This window comes from Streptomyces sp. A18 (genome assembly GCF_059026065.1).
Genome location: NZ_JBWLKL010000012.1, coordinates 126,253 through 140,684 on the forward strand (window position 1 = coordinate 126,253; position 14,432 = coordinate 140,684).

Sequence of the window (14,432 nt, forward strand, 5' to 3'; positions counted from 1 at the left end):
ACCCGAGGTTACCGTCGGGTCACTTTGCTTGCACGAGTAAGGAGTGACCCGTGGGACAACCGCGCAAGGCTCTGCGTACGACCACCGTGGGCGCCGCGTCGGCGACTCTCGTCGCCGGCGCCGCCTTCGGCATCACCCCGGCCGCCCAAGCGGCTCCGGCGGCCGCTCCACAGGCGGCGAGCGCCGCCGACGTGCGCTTCGTCGACATCCCCGGCGACGGCGGCACGATCCTCAAGGCCAACGTCTTCACCCCCAAGGGCGCGAAGGCGGGCAGTGACACGACGTACCCGGCGATCGTGCTCCCCACCAGCTGGGCCATGCCGCAGATCGAGTACGTCGCACAGGCCCAGAAGCTCGCGAACTCCGGCTACGTCGTGGTCAGTTACAACTCGCGCGGCTTCTGGCAGTCCGGCGGCGAGATCGAGACCGGCGGCCCCGAGGACATCGCGGACGCCTCCAAGGTCATCGACTGGACCCTGGAGAACACCCCGGCCGACCCCGGGAAGATCGGCATGGGCGGCGTCTCGTACGGCGCGGGCATCAGCCTGCTCGCCGCAGGCCACGACAAGCGGATCAAGGCCGTCGCCGCGCTCAGCGGCTGGGGCGACCTGATCGAGTCGATCTACAGCGGCCGCACCCAGCACGCCCAGGCCGCCGGCCTGCTCGGCGGCGCCGGTGTCCTCACGGGCCGCCCGAGCCCCGAACTCCAGCAGACCCTCAAGGACTTCCTCGGGTCCAACCTGGGCAAGGAGGACGAGATGATCGCGTGGGGCAAGAAGCGCTCCCCCGCGACCTACGTCGACCGGATCAACAAGAACGGCGCGGCCGTCATGCTGGGCAACGCCTGGGGCGACACGATCTTCCCGCCCAACCAATACGCCGAGTTCTACGAGCAGTTGACCGGGCCCAAGCGACTCGAATTCCGTCCGGGCGACCACGCGACCGCCGAGCTGACCGGCCTGTTCGGGCTGCCCAATGACACCTGGACCTCGACCCAGCGCTGGTTCGACCGCTACCTCAAGGGCGAGAAGAACGGCATCGACGGCGAGCAGCCCGTCCAGCTCAAGTCCCGCTCCACAGGCGGCTACGAGGGCTACCCCGACTGGAAGTCGGTCGGCGCGACGAGGAAGAAGATCGACCTGGCGGGCTCCACCACGCTCCGCACGAACGTCGACTCCGGCGCCAACGGCGGCATCGTGCTGCTCTCGAACGCCCTAGACCAGTTCCTCAAGATCCCGCCGGTCGCCTCGATGCCGCTGCTGCCGCGGCGCTACGCGGGCGTCTGGCAGTCCGAGAAGTACGACACGGCCCAGCGGGTGCGCGGGACGGCGAAGTTGCACACCACGCTCACCAGCACCAAGGAGAGCGGCACCCTCGTCGCGTACCTCTACGACGTGGGCCCGCTCGGCCTCGGCAAGCTGGTCAGCAACGCGCCGTACACCTTCCACGGCAAGACCCCCGGCCGGCCGTTCGGCGTGGACCTGGAGTTGTTCTCCACGGCCTACGACGTCCCGGCAGGACACAAGCTCGCCCTGGTGGTCGACACGGTCGACCCGCTCTACATCGAGCACAACCCGTCCGGCGCGCAGCTGACCTTCTCCTCGCCCGCGGCCGACCCGTCGTACGTGTCGATCCCGCTGCGCGAACAGTGATCACCGGCTGCTGCCGGGTGGGCCCTGGCCCCTTTAGCTACTGCGGACCCGGCAGCAGCGTCCCTGGTTCGGCCGGTGCCACTTCCGCGGCCTCGGTCTTGGGATTGCGCCGCTGTCGTCTGGACACCCATTGGGCGAACCACGAAAGCAGCATGCACATCCCGATGTAGATCGGCGAGATCACCAGAACCACGGGGATGAAAGGTAGATCGTAGTCGAGGTTCGACGCGATCAGCTTCCCGGCGTGGAGGAACTCCTCATAGGTGATCAAGAAGCCGAGCGAGGTGTCCTTCAGGGCCACCACCAACTGGCTGATGATGGCGGGCAGCATGGCGCGCAGAGCCTGCGGCACCAGGACGTAACTCATGACCTGCGTCTTGCGCATGCCGAGCGCGTACGCCGACTCCCGCTGCCCGCGGTCGACGGAGTTCACGCCCGAACGGAAGACCTCGGCGAGCACCGAGCCGTTGTAGAGCGTGAGCCCGGTGACCAGGGCCGGCAGCGGCTGGACCTTCAGCGCCACGAAGACGAAGAAGATCATCACCAGGACCGGCATCGCGCGGAAGAACTCCACGAGGAGCGTGGCGATCCAGCGCACCGGCCGGTGCTCGGAGAGCCGCCCCATGGCGAGCAGTCCGCCGAGCGCGAGTGCGAGCACCGCGGAGATGGCGAAGGCCTTGAGCGTGTTGCCCAGGCCCCTCAGCAGGAGTTCCTGAATGCCCTTGTACTCGAAGGGCATCCACTTCGTCTCGGTGAACTGGCCGGTGTCGAAGAGGAGGTAGATGATCCAGCCGAGCAGGGCGAGCAGCACCACGGTGGAGAGCAGTCCGTAGAGCTTGTGTCTGCGCTCGGTCTTGGGTCCTGGCACGTCGTAGAGGGCGGTGGAATCGTGGGAGAGGGCTTTCATCGGGCGACTCCCCAGCGCTTTTCGAGGACATTGAAGATGGCGCTGATGGCGAGGGTGATGATCAGGTAGCCGACGGCGATCCAGACGAACGTCCAGATGATGTTGTAGCCGAGCTCGTTGAGCGTCTTGTACGTACCCAGCAGCTCGGTGACGCTGAAGGCGCCCGCGATCGCCGAGTTCTTGGCCAGTGCGATGAGGTTGGAGCCGACCGGTGAGATGACGGACCGGAAGGCCTGCGGGAGCACGACCTTGGACAGTGTCTGTCCGAAGGTCATCCCCAGGCTGCGGGCCGCCTCGCCCTGGCCCTTGGGGACGGTGTTGATGCCCGAACGCAGTGCCTCACAGATGAAGGCCGAGGTGTAGCAGCCCAGTGCGAGCACCGCGAACACCTTGAAGGGCAGGACGAGTCCGAAGCGCGGCAGCCCGAGCAGCACCGCGAAGAAGAGCAGCGTGAGCGGGGTGTTGCGCAGGACCGTGACCCAGGCGGTGCCGAACGCCCGGAAGGATCCGACTGGTGCCACCCGGAACGACGCCATGATGAAGCCGAGCACGAGGGCCAGGATGGAGGCGTACACGGTGAGTTCGACGGTCCCGAGGAATCCCTCGCCGAAGGTGGAGAAGTTGTCTGTCAGTACGTCCACGACGCCTCCTCAGCTCGCCGGATAGCGGTCGATGGCGGGCGGCTTGGGCGCCGGGACTCCGGAGAGGCCGAGCGTGGCGTCGTAGGCCTTCTTCCAGTCGCCGTTCTTCTCCCGGGCGGCGAGGGCGTCGTCGACGGCGAACCGCAGGGCGTTGTCGCCCTTGGGGACGCCGATGCCGTAGGGCTCCTCGGAGAACGGCTTGCCGACCACTTTGAGCTCGTCGGGCACCTTGGCCGCGTATCCGATCAGGATGGCGTCGTCCGTGGTGACGGCGTCGACCTGATAGGTCAGCAGGTTGTCGACGCAGACCGAGTACGTGTCGTACGCGACGAGCGTCGCCTTCGGGTAGTCCTTCTGGATGCGCTGGAAGGGGGTCGACCCTGCGGCCGAGCAGACCCGCTTGCCCGCCAGGTCCTGCGGCCCGTTGATGTCGTCCTCGTCGGTGCGCACGAGGAGCCCCTGTCCTGCCATGTAGTAGGGGCCGGCGAAGCCGACGAGCTTCTTGCGCAGGTCGTTGATGGTGTAGGTGCCGACGTAGTAGTCGATCTGCCCGTTCTGCAGGGCCGTCTCGCGGTTCGCCGACGCGATCGTCCTGAAGCGGATCGACTTCGGGTCGAAGCCGAGCGAGGCCGAGATCATCTTGGCGATCTCGATGTCGAAGCCGGTGTACTCCCCGGTGGCGGGGTTCTTCTCGCCGAGGAAGGGCTGGTCCTCCTTGGCCCCTACGACGAGGTGGCCGCGCCTCTCGGCCTTCTTCCAGGTGCCGGAGGCCGGCAGCGTGAATCCCTCTCTCACCTGGTACTTGGGCAGTTCACCCGGGGGCGGCCCCTTCACCGGGGGGCTGCCCTCCTTGCCGCAGGCGGTCGCGGCGCAGGCGGCGAGGACGAGCGCCGCGAGCAGACGTGTCGTACGCATCATGCCTGTCCCCCCGTCAGTGCTTGAGGATCTTGGAGAGGAAGTCCTTGGCGCGGTCGCTCTCCGGGTTGCTGAAGAAGTCCTCGGGGGGCCGGTCCTCGACGATGCGGCCGTTGTCCATGAAGACGACACGGTTGGCGGCCGAACGGGCGAAGCCCATCTCGTGAGTGACGACGACCATGGTCATGCCCTCGCGGGCGAGAGCCTGCATGACCTCGAGCACTTCATTGATCATCTCGGGGTCGAGGGCCGAGGTCGGCTCGTCGAAGAGCATCACCTTGGGCTCCATGGCGAGTGCGCGGGCGATGGCCACGCGCTGCTGCTGGCCGCCCGAGAGCTGTGCCGGGTACTTGTCGGCCTGGGTCGCCAGGCCCACCCGGTCAAGGAGCTCACGGGCACGCCGGGTGGCGTCGTCCTTCTTGCGGCCCCGCACCTTGACCGGCGCGAGGGAGACGTTCTGCAGCACGGTCTTGTGTGCGAAGAGGTTGAAGGACTGGAACACCATGCCCACGTCCGCGCGGAGCATGGCCAGCGTCCTGCCCTCTTCCGGAAGCGGCTGCCCGTCCAGTGCGATGGCTCCCGACTGGATCGTCTCCAGCCGGTTGATCGTCCTGCAGAGCGTTGATTTCCCCGACCCTGACGGGCCGATGACCACGACCACCTCCCCCTTGCCGACGGTGAGGTTGATGTCCTGAAGGACATGCAGCTCTCCGTAGTACTTGTTCACATCACGCAGCTCGATCAGCGGATCGACGGCCATGCCCTGCCCTGCCCACTCTCAGCGGTGTCGGTCCGCGCAAACTATCCACGTGAAAAGGGGACTTAATGGACGACACGCACTTATGGGCATTAACCGTATTTCCAGTTACGTCATCCCACGGCTACGTCTCCGACGCCTCCGCGTAGACCTGGGACAGCTCGGGAGCTCCCGTCACCGCCCAGTCGAGCCCCGCATCCACCACCTGGATCTCCCGCCCCGACGCGAGCCGCACGACGGGGCTGCCGCCGGGCCAGACGTGCCAGGTGGTGCCGGGCACCGTACGGACGATGATCGAACCCAGGTACAGGCCCGCGTCGTTGCCGAGCCACGGCAGCAGCTCGGGGTCGTCGCGCCAGCGCGGCAGGAGCTGGTCGAGCGCGCTCAACGAGGCCGGGGAGTCGTCGAGTTCGAGACCGGCGGCGGCTGCCTGGGAGCGCAGCAGCTCGCATTCGGCGAGGAGTTCGGCCGCACCGGCTGGATCCTCGTCGAACACCGAGGCGAGTCCTGGGCTTCGGTCGGCGGCCTGCTGCTTGCGCCACTTGCCGAAGAAGGAGATGTTCATGATCGGCCTCTCCGTGAGGGTGCCTCTGCTCCCCGGTCCAACGAATGTAACTTGCGTCAGTTGATCACGGAATCATGCGAGCGCCCCGACGCGTCGGCGAACTGCCGGTGCGTGGCATCCCGGCGAGTTCGGGTCGTGTTCACGCGCACCTCATTGACGCTTCTCCCCGACCTCCTTAGCTTCATGGCGCACCTGTCGTCACGTCAGCTACAGCCATGGGGGTCTACATGCTCCAACGTCCAGGCCGACGTTCATGGGGAGCGGCAGCCGTACTGGCGGTACTCACCAGTGCCGTCCCCGTGGCAACCGCGCAAGCCGCCCCGCACAGACCCGAGCCGCTCCCTCTGGAGCGGCTCTTCGACAACAGGGCGGTCAGTGACGACGCGCGGCCCGGCGACGCGGACTTCGACGGCTCGGGCGGCTCGCTCTCGGCGCAGGACCTGACCGCGGCCGGCTGGACTCCCGGCCGCACGCTCGGCGTGGACGGGGCGCGGCTCACCCTGCCCCGGACGCGGGCGGGCGAGGCGGACAACGTCCGGGCCGACGGGCAGTCCGTGCGGGTGCGCGGACGCGGCGACGCGCTGGCGTTTCTCGTCGCGGGCACGGGCGGCGAGGCCGGCGGCTCGGGGACGGTGCGCTACCGGGACGGCTCGAAGGGGGCGTACCGCCTGACGGCGCCGGACTGGCGCTCGGGCCCGCTCGCCACGAAGGCGGTGGCCCTGCCGCATCTGAACACCCCCGGCGGCCAACTCGCCGAGAAGACACGGCTGTACGTAGTGACCGTGCCGGTGGCGCGCGGGCGCGAGGTCGCGTCGGTGACCCCGCCGAAGGACCCCGGCGCCCCGGATCTGCACGTCTTCGCGCTCTCCGTGCGGCAGGCGACGAAGGGGTGGACCGGCAGCTGGTCGGCCTCCACGTCCGGGTACACGTCGGTGGGCCCGTGGGCCGACCGGACCGTGCGGCTCGTCGTCCACACGAGCACGGGCGGCCCGCGGGTACGGATCCGGCTCGACAACACCTTCGCCTCGGCTCCGGTGCGGATCGGGAGTGCGACGGTGGCCGTGCAGGAATCCGGGGCGGGGGCGCGGGGCGAGCCGCGGCGTCTTTCGTTCAGGGGCAAGACAGGTACCGAAGTCCCGGCGGGAGCACAGGCGTTCAGCGACCCGCTGGACTTCGACGTGCCCGAGAACACGAATCTCCTGGTGAGCTTCCATCTCCCGGAGACGGTGGCCACCGCGCCGATCCACAGCCAGGCCATCCAGCGCTCGTACGTGAGCGGTCCCGGCGACCACGCGGCGGACGGCTCACCGGCGGCGTACACCTCGACGATCACGACCTGGCCGCTGCTCACGGGCATCGACGTGTCGGGCGGTCCTGGGTCGGTGGTGCTGCTCGGCGACTCCATCACGGACGGGGTGCAGTCGACGCAGGACGCGAACCACCGCTGGCCCGACGTCCTTGCGACGCGGCTGCTCCAGCAGGACGAGGTCCCGCGCTTCGGTGTGCTCAACCAGGGGATCTCGGCGAACCGCGTGATCGCGGACCGCTACCCCGGCGACGGCGTCTCCACCGACACGGGCGGCGTGAGCGCGCTGCACCGCCTGGACCGCGATGTGTTCGCGCAGACGTCCGCCCGCACGGTCGTCCTCTTCGAGGGCGTCAATGACGTGCGGTGGGGTGCGTCGGCGGATCAAGTGATCGGCGGGATGCGGGAGATCGCCGATCGGGCGCACGCGCGCGGTCTGCGGGTGGTGGCGGCGACGATCGCGCCGTGCCAGGGCGAATCCCGCTGCACGGCGGCGGTCGATGCGGAGCGGATGAAGATCAACGACTATCTGCGGGGCGGCGAGGACTTCGACGGCGTCCTGGACTTCGACGCGGTGCTGCGGGATCCGGCGAATCCGGCGCGGATGCTGGCCGCGTACGACAGCGGGGACCATCTGCATCCGGGCGACGCGGGGCTCGCGGCGATCGCGGATTCGGTGGATCTGCGGATGCTGGAGCCGTAGCCGACGGGCAGCGGGTGCCGGCCGGGGATCCTCCTCCCCCGGCCGGCACCCGTTGTGTCACACGTCGAGGTCCACCACGACCGGCGCGTGATCGGACGCGCCCTTGCCCTTGCGCTCCTCACGGTCCACGTACGAGTCCGTCACGGCCTTCGTGAACGCCTCGTTCCCGTACACCAGGTCGATCCGCATCCCCTTGTTCTTGGGGAAGCCGAGCTGGCGGTAGTCCCAGTACGTGAACGGGTGGTCGTACTTCAAGGGCCGCGGCACGACGTCCGAGAGGCCCGCCTCCCGCAGCGCGGCGAGCGCCGCACGCTCGGCGGGGGTCACGTGCGTGGCGCCCTCGAACAGGGCGGGGTCCCACACGTCCGCGTCGGTCGGCGCCACGTTGAAGTCCCCCAGGACCGCGAACGGCCGGTCGCCCGCCGAATCGGCGGCGACCGCGGCTTTCAGCGCCTCGAACCACTGGAGCTTGTACGCGTAGTGCGCGTGGTCCACCTCGCGGCCGTTGGGCACGTACACCGACCAGACCCGGGCGGGGCCGCAGGTGGCGGAGATGGCGCGCGGCTCCTGGATCCCGTCGTAGTCGGGGCCGCCGGGCAGCCCGGTCGTCACGTCGTCGATGCCCACGCGGGAGACCAGCGCGACTCCGTTCCACCGGCCCGTGGCGTTCACCACCGACTCGTAGCCGAGCTCGCGCAGCTCGGCGGCGGGGAACTGCTCCGCGGTGGTCTTGGTCTCCTGGATGCACAGCACATCCGTACCGCTGCTCTCCAGCCAGGCGAGCAGCCTCGGCAGCCGAGCGGTGATCGAGTTCACGTTCCAGGTGGCAATGCGCATGCTTCCCAACCTACCGGGCGCCACTGACACTCTCCGTTCGGCCGGTCGCCACCAGGTGGGCGGCCGGTCACAGGTCGGCGGACTCCCCCGGCGTGAGCCGCAGGTGTTCGGCGCCGCCGAGTGACCCGATCTGCGAGTCGTAGATCGGCCGGGCCAGGTCCGTGAGCAGCGCGTCGTGGATGTCGTAGGCACGCTGGGGCTTGATCTCGCGTACGTAGTCGATGACCTCGGAGATCTTGTTCCAGGGCGCCATGACGGGCAGCATCAGCGTGTCCACCGGCTGCTCGGGCACGGTCAGCGCGTCGCCCGGGTGGAAGACCGAACCGTCCACCAGATAGCCGACGTTGGTGATCCGCGGGATGTCCGGGTGGATCACGGCGTGCAGCTCGCCGTGCACCTGCACGTCGAACCCGGCGGCCGTGAAGGTGTCGCCGTGCCCGACGGTGTGCACCCGCCCCGGGAAGGCCGCCGAGATCTTCTCCGCGACGGAGCGCAGGGTCCAGATCTCGGCCGCCGGGTTGGACTCCAGGCCGGCGCGCAGCCGGTCCTCGTTGAAGTGGTCCGGGTGCTCGTGCGTGACGAGGATGGCGTCGGCGCCGAGCGCCGCGTCCTGTTCGCTGAAGGAGCCGGGGTCGATGACGAGGCTCCGGCCGTCCCGCTCCAGGCGGACACAGGCGTGTGTCTTCTTCGTGAGCTTGATGCGCTTCGCGGCAGTCGTCATGCCCCCATCCTGCTACTCCTGGGGCGTGGTTTCCTCACGGATCACGGCCTGGGCGATCTTGAAGGCGGAGTTCGCCGCGGGGATGCCGCAGTAGACGGCCGCCTGGAGCAGCACTTCCTTGATCTCCTGAGGGGTGAGGCCGTTGCGCAGGGCGGCGCGGGTGTGGAAGGCGAGCTCGTCCAGGTGGCCGCCCGCGACGAGCGCCGTGAGGGTGACGCAGCTGCGGGAGCGCCGGTCCAGGCCGGGCCGGTTCCAGACCTCGCCCCACGCGTAGCGCGTGATGAGCTCCTGGAAGTCCGTGGAGAAGTCGTCGGCCGCGGCGAGCGCGCGGTCCACGTGCGCGTCGCCGAGCACCTCACGGCGGACCTTGATCCCCGCTTCGTACGGGTCGGGGCGCCCGCCGCCCACGGCCTCGGGCTGCTCCATGGGCCCGATCTCCGCGACGGGGAAGACGGGCGGCGGCGGGGCGAGGATCGGCTTGACGGGCGGGGCGCTGATCGCCGCGTGCGATCCGGTGGCGTCGGTCGCGAGCGGCCAGGCGGTGGAGAAGTGACGTACGAGAAGGTCGGTGACGGCGGCGGGCTGCTCGACGGGAGCGAGGTGGGAGGCTCCCGGCACCACGGCGAGGCGGGCGTCCGGTATGCCGGCGACGAGGGTACGGGCCTCGCCCTGCCCGGTGACCTGGTCCTCCGACCCGACGAGCACCAGCGTGGGCACTCCGATGCGCCCCAGTTCGGCACGCACGTCGAAGGCGGCGAGGGCCTCGCAGGCGGCGATGTAGCAGCCGGGGTCCGTGGTCCGCACCATCTGTACGGCCCAGTCGGTGATCGCGGGCTGCGCGGCGGCGAAGCCGGGCGTGAACCAGCGCTCGGGCGACGTACGCGCGATGGGGTCGAGCCCATTGCTCCGCACGATGACACCCCGCTGGCGGAACTCGTCGGCGCTGCCGAAGCGGGGCGAGGCGGATATCAGCGCCAGGGAGGCGACGCGCTGCGGGTGCCGCAGGGCGAGCTCGGCGCCGATCGCGCCACCGAACGCGCAGCCCGCGTAGCCGAAGCGCTGCACGCCGACCTCGTCGAGCGTGGCGAGGAGCCGCTGGGCGAGCTCGCCGACGGAGCCACAGGGGTGTGCGGGGGCGCCCCCGTGTCCGGGCATGTCGAAGCGGAACACTCGCCACTGCTTGACCAGCTCGGGGACCTGCCGGTCCCACATGTGCCAGGTGGTACCCAGTGACGGACCCAGGATCAGGACTGGGGCGTCTTCTGGCCCGTCAAAGCGGTATTGGAGGGTCTGCTGCGTCGTCTCGCTCATCCGCCTCACGCTCTCATATCTCACAACGGCCCCTATAGGGAGGTCACGAGTGTATGTCGCTGACCAGGTGGAACACCTCGCGGGCAACGTATCGCTTGAGGCATCGGGTTCAGCGGACTCCTGGGCTTGATCCGCTTTGACGGGCATCTGAGATCAGGGGTTCTGCCCCGGGAGGATGTCCATCATGGAGAGCATGGGGCAGAAGAAGCCTCGCCATCGCCGCTCGTTCACGCCCGAGTTCAAGGCCGAGATCGTCGAGCTGTGCCAGCGATCCACGCCCCGCGCACCGGCAAGAACATCGAGATCACTCCCCTCGACAGCATGCCCTTCTTCGCGGCCACGCGCCCCTGACGCTCTCCCTCTTCTGTCGCCCACCCCTCAGGTGGCAACTCACCGTCGGGGCTGCAGCAGCCGCGCCTCCGTTCGCAGTCGAATCGCGCCAGCCCTGACGTCACCTGAACTCTGATGAAGCAAGCGGGCTGAAGGTCCCTGGTGCGAATCATGAGGGGCCGGCCGAGAGGCTCCGGCCGCGGAGGTGCCCGGTGTACGCACTGCCCCGCGGCCTTCCCTGCCGCGGGGACAGTGGACGCACGGTCAGTGTCCCGCTACGACGCCCGACAGCTCGTTGGTGCCCTGCGGCAGGGTCACCGAGGTGATCTTCTTGCCGGTCTCCAGATCGATGGCGTGCAGAGCCTTCTTGCCGGGGTCGGAGACGTACGCGGTGTCGTCGCGGACGAACAGGGTGGGCCGGGCCTCCTGCCAGTCCAGCGGCTCCTGCCACTTGCCCACGGCCGGGATCTTCTTCTCGATCTCGCCGCTGTTCTGGTCGATGACGTGTATGGCGCCGTCGGTGCCAAGGACGAGGGCCTCGCCCTCCGGGCCACGCGCCAGTGAGCGGAAGGAATAGCTGACGCCCAGGTCGACCAGGCGCAGCTTCTTCTTCTCGGTGTCGATCAGGGAGACGTGCGTGGGCCGCTCCAACTCGGCCTCCGGGTCGGTCTTGTAGTCGCCCAGGAGGATCGGGGAGGCGTCACTGCCGGCCTGGTTGCCGATGCGGCCGTAGTCGTCAGGGGCGTCGACCTTGGTGAACTTGCCGTCCTGGTAGATCAGTACGCCGTCCTCACAGCCGACGGCGACGGCCTCGTCCTGGGCGGCCGCCTCGCCGTGCACGCCGGGGCACTTCTCGTCGCGCTTGATCTCCTTGTTGTGCTTGTCCAACACCAGCGCGCCGGTCCGCTTCTCCTCGGTGCCCAGGGTGCTGAGGAGTTCGCCGTTGGCCAGTTCGATGGCGACGCCGTGGTGTGCCTCGGCGGAGGAGTAGGTGCGTCCTTCCGGCTTCTCGCCGCTGCGCAGGTCGGCGGGGTCGAAGACGTTGACCTCTCCGGTGCCGTCGGTGAAGAGCACCGTCTTGCCGGCGTGACGCACGACGTGACCGGGCTTGGAGCCCTTGTACTCGATATCGGTGAGGGCCTGTCCGGTGGCGTCCAGGACTCGGAAGCCGGCGTCCGTGGAGACGACGACGTGGTCCTTGTCACCGGCGGGGTTGACCCGGTTGAAGCCGGACAGCTTGATGGTCTTGGTCAGCTTCAGGCTCTCGCCGTCCAGGATGTACAGCCCGCCGTCGAAACTGGCGACCAGCGGGTCCTTGACCGCGGCTGCGGGCGTGGCGTCGGCGGCGCCCCCGGCCTTGGCGTCGGAAGAGGAGTCCTCCCCTCCGCAGGCGGTCAGCACGGTGGATACCGCCAGGGCCAGTGCCGTCCCCGTGAGAGCCCTGCTACGTATCGACTTGTTCATCGGTGTGTTCCTTTCCAAGCCGCTCGGTGGCGGCAACGGATACGTGATGGTTTCGGCCCGGCCGGTGTCCGTCGAAGGCGCGGGGGTCAATCGCCAGTCGTGCCGGAGGTCAGGCCGTCGGTCATGGCGGTGGTGTTGGCGCGCATCATGCGCAGGTAGGTGTCGGCGCCCCCGCCCTCGGCGGTCAGCGACTCCGAGAAGAGCTCCACTACCTGCACCCCGCCGCCCAGTTCCGTGCGCAGGACCTTGGCGAGCCGTGTCGGCTGGGATGAGTCGGCAAACACGGTGCGTACGCCGGCTTTCTCCATGGCCTTGGTGAGCGAGCTCAGGTCGGAGGAGCTGGGTGAGGCCAGAGTGGTGCCGCTGGGGATGACCGCGCCGATCACTCGGAAGCTGAAGCGGTCGGCGAGGTAGCCGAAGACATGGTGGTTGGTCACCAGGGCGCGATGGTCCTCCGGGATGCGGTCGAAGGACTTCTCCATCCAAGCGGCAAGGCCGGTGAGCTCATGCCCGTAGCGATCGGCGTTGGCGTGGATCGCGCTGTCGTCCACGCCGTCGACATGTTCGGTCACCTGGTCGGCTATCAGGCCGGTGGCCTTGTGCACCCGGTCGGGATCGGTCCAGAAGTGCGGGTCGGATTGTCCTTCCTCTTCCGTGGGGCCGCCGTCGTCGGCCGTTCGGAAGGTGAGCGGGTCGACCGCCTCGCCGACTGCGAAGGTGGCGACGCCGGACTCGCGGGCCGCGTCCACGTGCCGCAGGACGTTCTCCTCCAGCCCCAGGCCGTTGTAGACCACGAGGTCGGCGCGCTCCAGTTCGGCGGCCTGCACCGCTGAAAGACCAAAGGAGTGCGGATCGGCATTGGGCTTCATCAGGACGGTGATGTCGGCTTCGCCACCGACGATTTCCCGGGTGATGTCACCGAGGATGTTGGTCGTGACGACGATGCGGGGCTGGTTCTCACCGGTCGTGCAGGCGGTGGCGGCAGCCGCCGTGACGAGGGCGAGCAGGCCCACGACGAGACTGCGCAGCCGTGCCGCGCCCACCCGTACCCGCTGCTTCGCCGCGCTTCGGCTCATCGGCCCGTCTCCGCCATGAGGACCGGCTCAATGTCCAGGTCGAAGGAGCGCGCGACGCGCAGGTCATCGTTGTAGTCGATCTCGTGCACTCTCTTGCCATCGGGGTCGTTGACGTAGGCGCGGCTGCGGTCGACCTCGATGACGGGGGCCTTGCCGTCGATACCGGCCCGCTCTTTTCCGGTCAGGAGCGCCTTGGTCCGTGCGGTCTGCTTGCCGGTTTCGATGTCGTATCCGTGCAGCGCGCCGTCGGTCTCGAGGACGAGCAGCGGGGAGCCCTCTCCAGCGGAGTTGGTGGCGACGACGGGCCCGGTCTCGACTCGGGTCCACTTTCGCTTGGTGACGTCCAGGACCCACACGGCGTCGTCCCCGGCCGGTGCGGTGAGAGTGTCACTGCCGGGCCGCTGCCAGAAGTCGGTGGCCCGCTCCTTCGCCGGCACGTCCTCGTCGTAGGGAATCCTCTCGGCGGTGAACGCGCCGTCCTCCTCGCGGACGATCAGGGCACCGTCGGCGCAGTTCAGGATCACGCCGCGCCGGGTGACGGCGTCACCTCGCGGTTCCTCGCACTCCACGTCAGGGGAGGCGACGCGCTCACCTTTCCGGTTGAGTACGACGAGCTTCGTGGTGTCGCCCTCCGCCGCGAGGGCGAGCAGGTGCTCTTCGTACGGAACGACGGCTTCGGCGTAGCTGCCCGTCAGCGTCCGGGAGGACGCGATCTTGCCCTTCTCCAGCTTTTTGCGGTCGTAGAGGACGGTCTGCCCGTCCTCGTCGGTCACGGCGGTCACGACCATGTCGCTGCGCACCTGCGCCTCGCGGCCCACGGAAAACTCACCCACATCGCGTATCGCCGCGCTGTAGTAGTGGACGTGGTCACCGTGGTCGACCATCCAGGCGCCGCTGTCCAGCACCTGTGTGCCGCCGGCGGTGTGGAGGTAGCCGAACCGTCCGTCCGTGTCCAGCCTGGCGGCACCGTCCACCTTGGCCGTCTCATGAACCTTGCCGGTGATGAGGTCGAGAATCCGGCTGTTTCCGCTGTCGGGGTCGTTGAGGAGCAGACGTGACTGCTGCTCGGCGGCTTCCCTCGCTCCCTCTACGTACCCGTGTGGTGTGTCGGACGAGGAGCTCGCCTCGGACCGGGAGTCAGGACCCTTCTCTCCCGCACAACTCGTGGTGAGCAGCGCGGTGAGTACCAGGGCGGCCGGAGCCCATGAAATGACGTTTCTGCGGACGGTCATGACGTTCGCCTCAGG

The 14,432-nt window shown here is 68.7% G+C and carries 13 protein-coding genes; 2 read left to right on the top strand and 11 right to left on the bottom strand.

From position 1 onward, the window contains the following. The first annotated feature begins 50 nt into the window (after positions 1 to 50). Positions 51 to 1,652, top strand: a complete 1,602-nt coding sequence (locus tag AC5P1C_RS20955; RefSeq protein ID WP_493867401.1) for a CocE/NonD family hydrolase — start codon at positions 51 to 53, stop codon at positions 1,650 to 1,652. A 37-nt stretch (positions 1,653 to 1,689) separates the two neighbouring features. Here AC5P1C_RS20955 and AC5P1C_RS20960 read toward each other — a convergent pair whose 3' ends face one another. From AC5P1C_RS20960 to AC5P1C_RS20980, 5 genes are all read right to left on the bottom strand, one after another. Then, positions 1,690 to 2,559 (bottom strand): amino acid ABC transporter permease, encoded by an 870-nt coding sequence (locus tag AC5P1C_RS20960; protein WP_493867402.1) that lies wholly within the window; start codon positions 2,557 to 2,559, stop codon positions 1,690 to 1,692. After that, positions 2,556 to 3,200 carry an amino acid ABC transporter permease gene (locus AC5P1C_RS20965; RefSeq protein WP_493867403.1) on the bottom strand — a complete coding sequence of 215 codons (645 nt, stop codon included), beginning with the start codon at positions 3,198 to 3,200 and terminating at the stop codon, positions 2,556 to 2,558. Before AC5P1C_RS20965 ends, AC5P1C_RS20960 begins: the two co-directional genes overlap by 4 nt. A 9-nt stretch (positions 3,201 to 3,209) precedes the next feature. Further along, on the bottom strand, positions 3,210 to 4,118 hold the full coding sequence (locus AC5P1C_RS20970) for a glutamate ABC transporter substrate-binding protein (protein WP_493867404.1): 909 nt from the start codon (positions 4,116 to 4,118) through the stop codon (positions 3,210 to 3,212). A gap of 13 nt (positions 4,119 to 4,131) precedes the next feature. Beyond that, the gene (locus AC5P1C_RS20975) at positions 4,132 to 4,875 is read right to left on the bottom strand and encodes an amino acid ABC transporter ATP-binding protein (protein ID WP_493867405.1); all 744 of its coding nucleotides are present in this window, start codon (positions 4,873 to 4,875) and stop codon (positions 4,132 to 4,134) included. Positions 4,876 to 4,996: 121 nt separating this feature from the next. Beyond that, positions 4,997 to 5,437, bottom strand: coding sequence for a DUF6278 family protein (locus tag AC5P1C_RS20980; RefSeq protein ID WP_493867406.1), 441 nt, complete (start codon positions 5,435 to 5,437; stop codon positions 4,997 to 4,999). A 215-nt stretch (positions 5,438 to 5,652) separates the two neighbouring features. On the opposite strand from AC5P1C_RS20980, the gene AC5P1C_RS20985 reads away from it, so the two are divergent. Next, on the top strand, positions 5,653 to 7,446 hold the full coding sequence (locus AC5P1C_RS20985; protein ID WP_493867407.1) for an SGNH/GDSL hydrolase family protein: 1,794 nt from the start codon (positions 5,653 to 5,655) through the stop codon (positions 7,444 to 7,446). A 57-nt stretch (positions 7,447 to 7,503) separates the two neighbouring features. Here the strand turns inward: AC5P1C_RS20985 and AC5P1C_RS20990 are convergent, their stop codons facing one another. The 6 genes from AC5P1C_RS20990 to AC5P1C_RS21015 all read right to left on the bottom strand — a co-directional run bounded on the left by AC5P1C_RS20990 (position 7,504) and on the right by AC5P1C_RS21015 (position 14,417). Further along, the gene (locus AC5P1C_RS20990) at positions 7,504 to 8,283 is read right to left on the bottom strand and encodes an exodeoxyribonuclease III (protein ID WP_493867408.1); all 780 of its coding nucleotides are present in this window, start codon (positions 8,281 to 8,283) and stop codon (positions 7,504 to 7,506) included. 67 nt (positions 8,284 to 8,350) lie between these two features. Beyond that, positions 8,351 to 8,983: an MBL fold metallo-hydrolase gene (locus tag AC5P1C_RS20995; protein WP_493867487.1), complete on the bottom strand. Its 633-nt coding sequence runs from the start codon at positions 8,981 to 8,983 to the stop codon at positions 8,351 to 8,353. 33 nt (positions 8,984 to 9,016) lie between these two features. Beyond that, complete coding sequence (gene pcaDC / locus AC5P1C_RS21000) at positions 9,017 to 10,315, bottom strand: bifunctional 3-oxoadipate enol-lactonase/4-carboxymuconolactone decarboxylase PcaDC (protein WP_493867409.1); 1,299 nt, start codon at positions 10,313 to 10,315, stop codon at positions 9,017 to 9,019. 594 nt (positions 10,316 to 10,909) lie between these two features. Continuing rightward, positions 10,910 to 12,109 (bottom strand): zinc metallochaperone AztD, encoded by a 1,200-nt coding sequence (aztD, locus tag AC5P1C_RS21005; protein WP_493867410.1) that lies wholly within the window; start codon positions 12,107 to 12,109, stop codon positions 10,910 to 10,912. 86 nt (positions 12,110 to 12,195) lie between these two features. Then, positions 12,196 to 13,185, bottom strand: coding sequence for a zinc ABC transporter substrate-binding protein AztC (gene aztC / locus AC5P1C_RS21010; RefSeq protein ID WP_493867411.1), 990 nt, complete (start codon positions 13,183 to 13,185; stop codon positions 12,196 to 12,198). Continuing rightward, the gene (locus tag AC5P1C_RS21015) at positions 13,182 to 14,417 is read right to left on the bottom strand and encodes a hypothetical protein (RefSeq protein WP_493867412.1); all 1,236 of its coding nucleotides are present in this window, start codon (positions 14,415 to 14,417) and stop codon (positions 13,182 to 13,184) included. The genes aztC and AC5P1C_RS21015 overlap by 4 nt, the downstream gene beginning before the upstream one ends. Positions 14,418 to 14,432: the final 15 nt, after the last annotated feature.

What these genes read in the sequence shown, in the direction of transcription:
- aztD (WP_493867410.1), bottom strand. Translation starts at nt 12,109, where the DNA reads ATGAACAAGTCGATACGTAGCAGGGCTCTCACGGGGACGGCACTGGCC.
- AC5P1C_RS20990 (WP_493867408.1), bottom strand. Translation starts at nt 8,283, where the DNA reads ATGCGCATTGCCACCTGGAACGTGAACTCGATCACCGCTCGGCTGCCG.
- aztC (WP_493867411.1), bottom strand. Translation starts at nt 13,185, where the DNA reads ATGAGCCGAAGCGCGGCGAAGCAGCGGGTACGGGTGGGCGCGGCACGG.
- AC5P1C_RS20980 (WP_493867406.1), bottom strand. Translation starts at nt 5,437, where the DNA reads ATGAACATCTCCTTCTTCGGCAAGTGGCGCAAGCAGCAGGCCGCCGAC.
- AC5P1C_RS20985 (WP_493867407.1), top strand. Translation starts at nt 5,653, where the DNA reads ATGGGGGTCTACATGCTCCAACGTCCAGGCCGACGTTCATGGGGAGCG.
- pcaDC (WP_493867409.1), bottom strand. Translation starts at nt 10,315, where the DNA reads ATGAGCGAGACGACGCAGCAGACCCTCCAATACCGCTTTGACGGGCCA.
- AC5P1C_RS20975 (WP_493867405.1), bottom strand. Translation starts at nt 4,875, where the DNA reads ATGGCCGTCGATCCGCTGATCGAGCTGCGTGATGTGAACAAGTACTAC.
- AC5P1C_RS20970 (WP_493867404.1), bottom strand. Translation starts at nt 4,118, where the DNA reads ATGATGCGTACGACACGTCTGCTCGCGGCGCTCGTCCTCGCCGCCTGC.
- AC5P1C_RS21015 (WP_493867412.1), bottom strand. Translation starts at nt 14,417, where the DNA reads ATGACCGTCCGCAGAAACGTCATTTCATGGGCTCCGGCCGCCCTGGTA.
- AC5P1C_RS20960 (WP_493867402.1), bottom strand. Translation starts at nt 2,559, where the DNA reads ATGAAAGCCCTCTCCCACGATTCCACCGCCCTCTACGACGTGCCAGGA.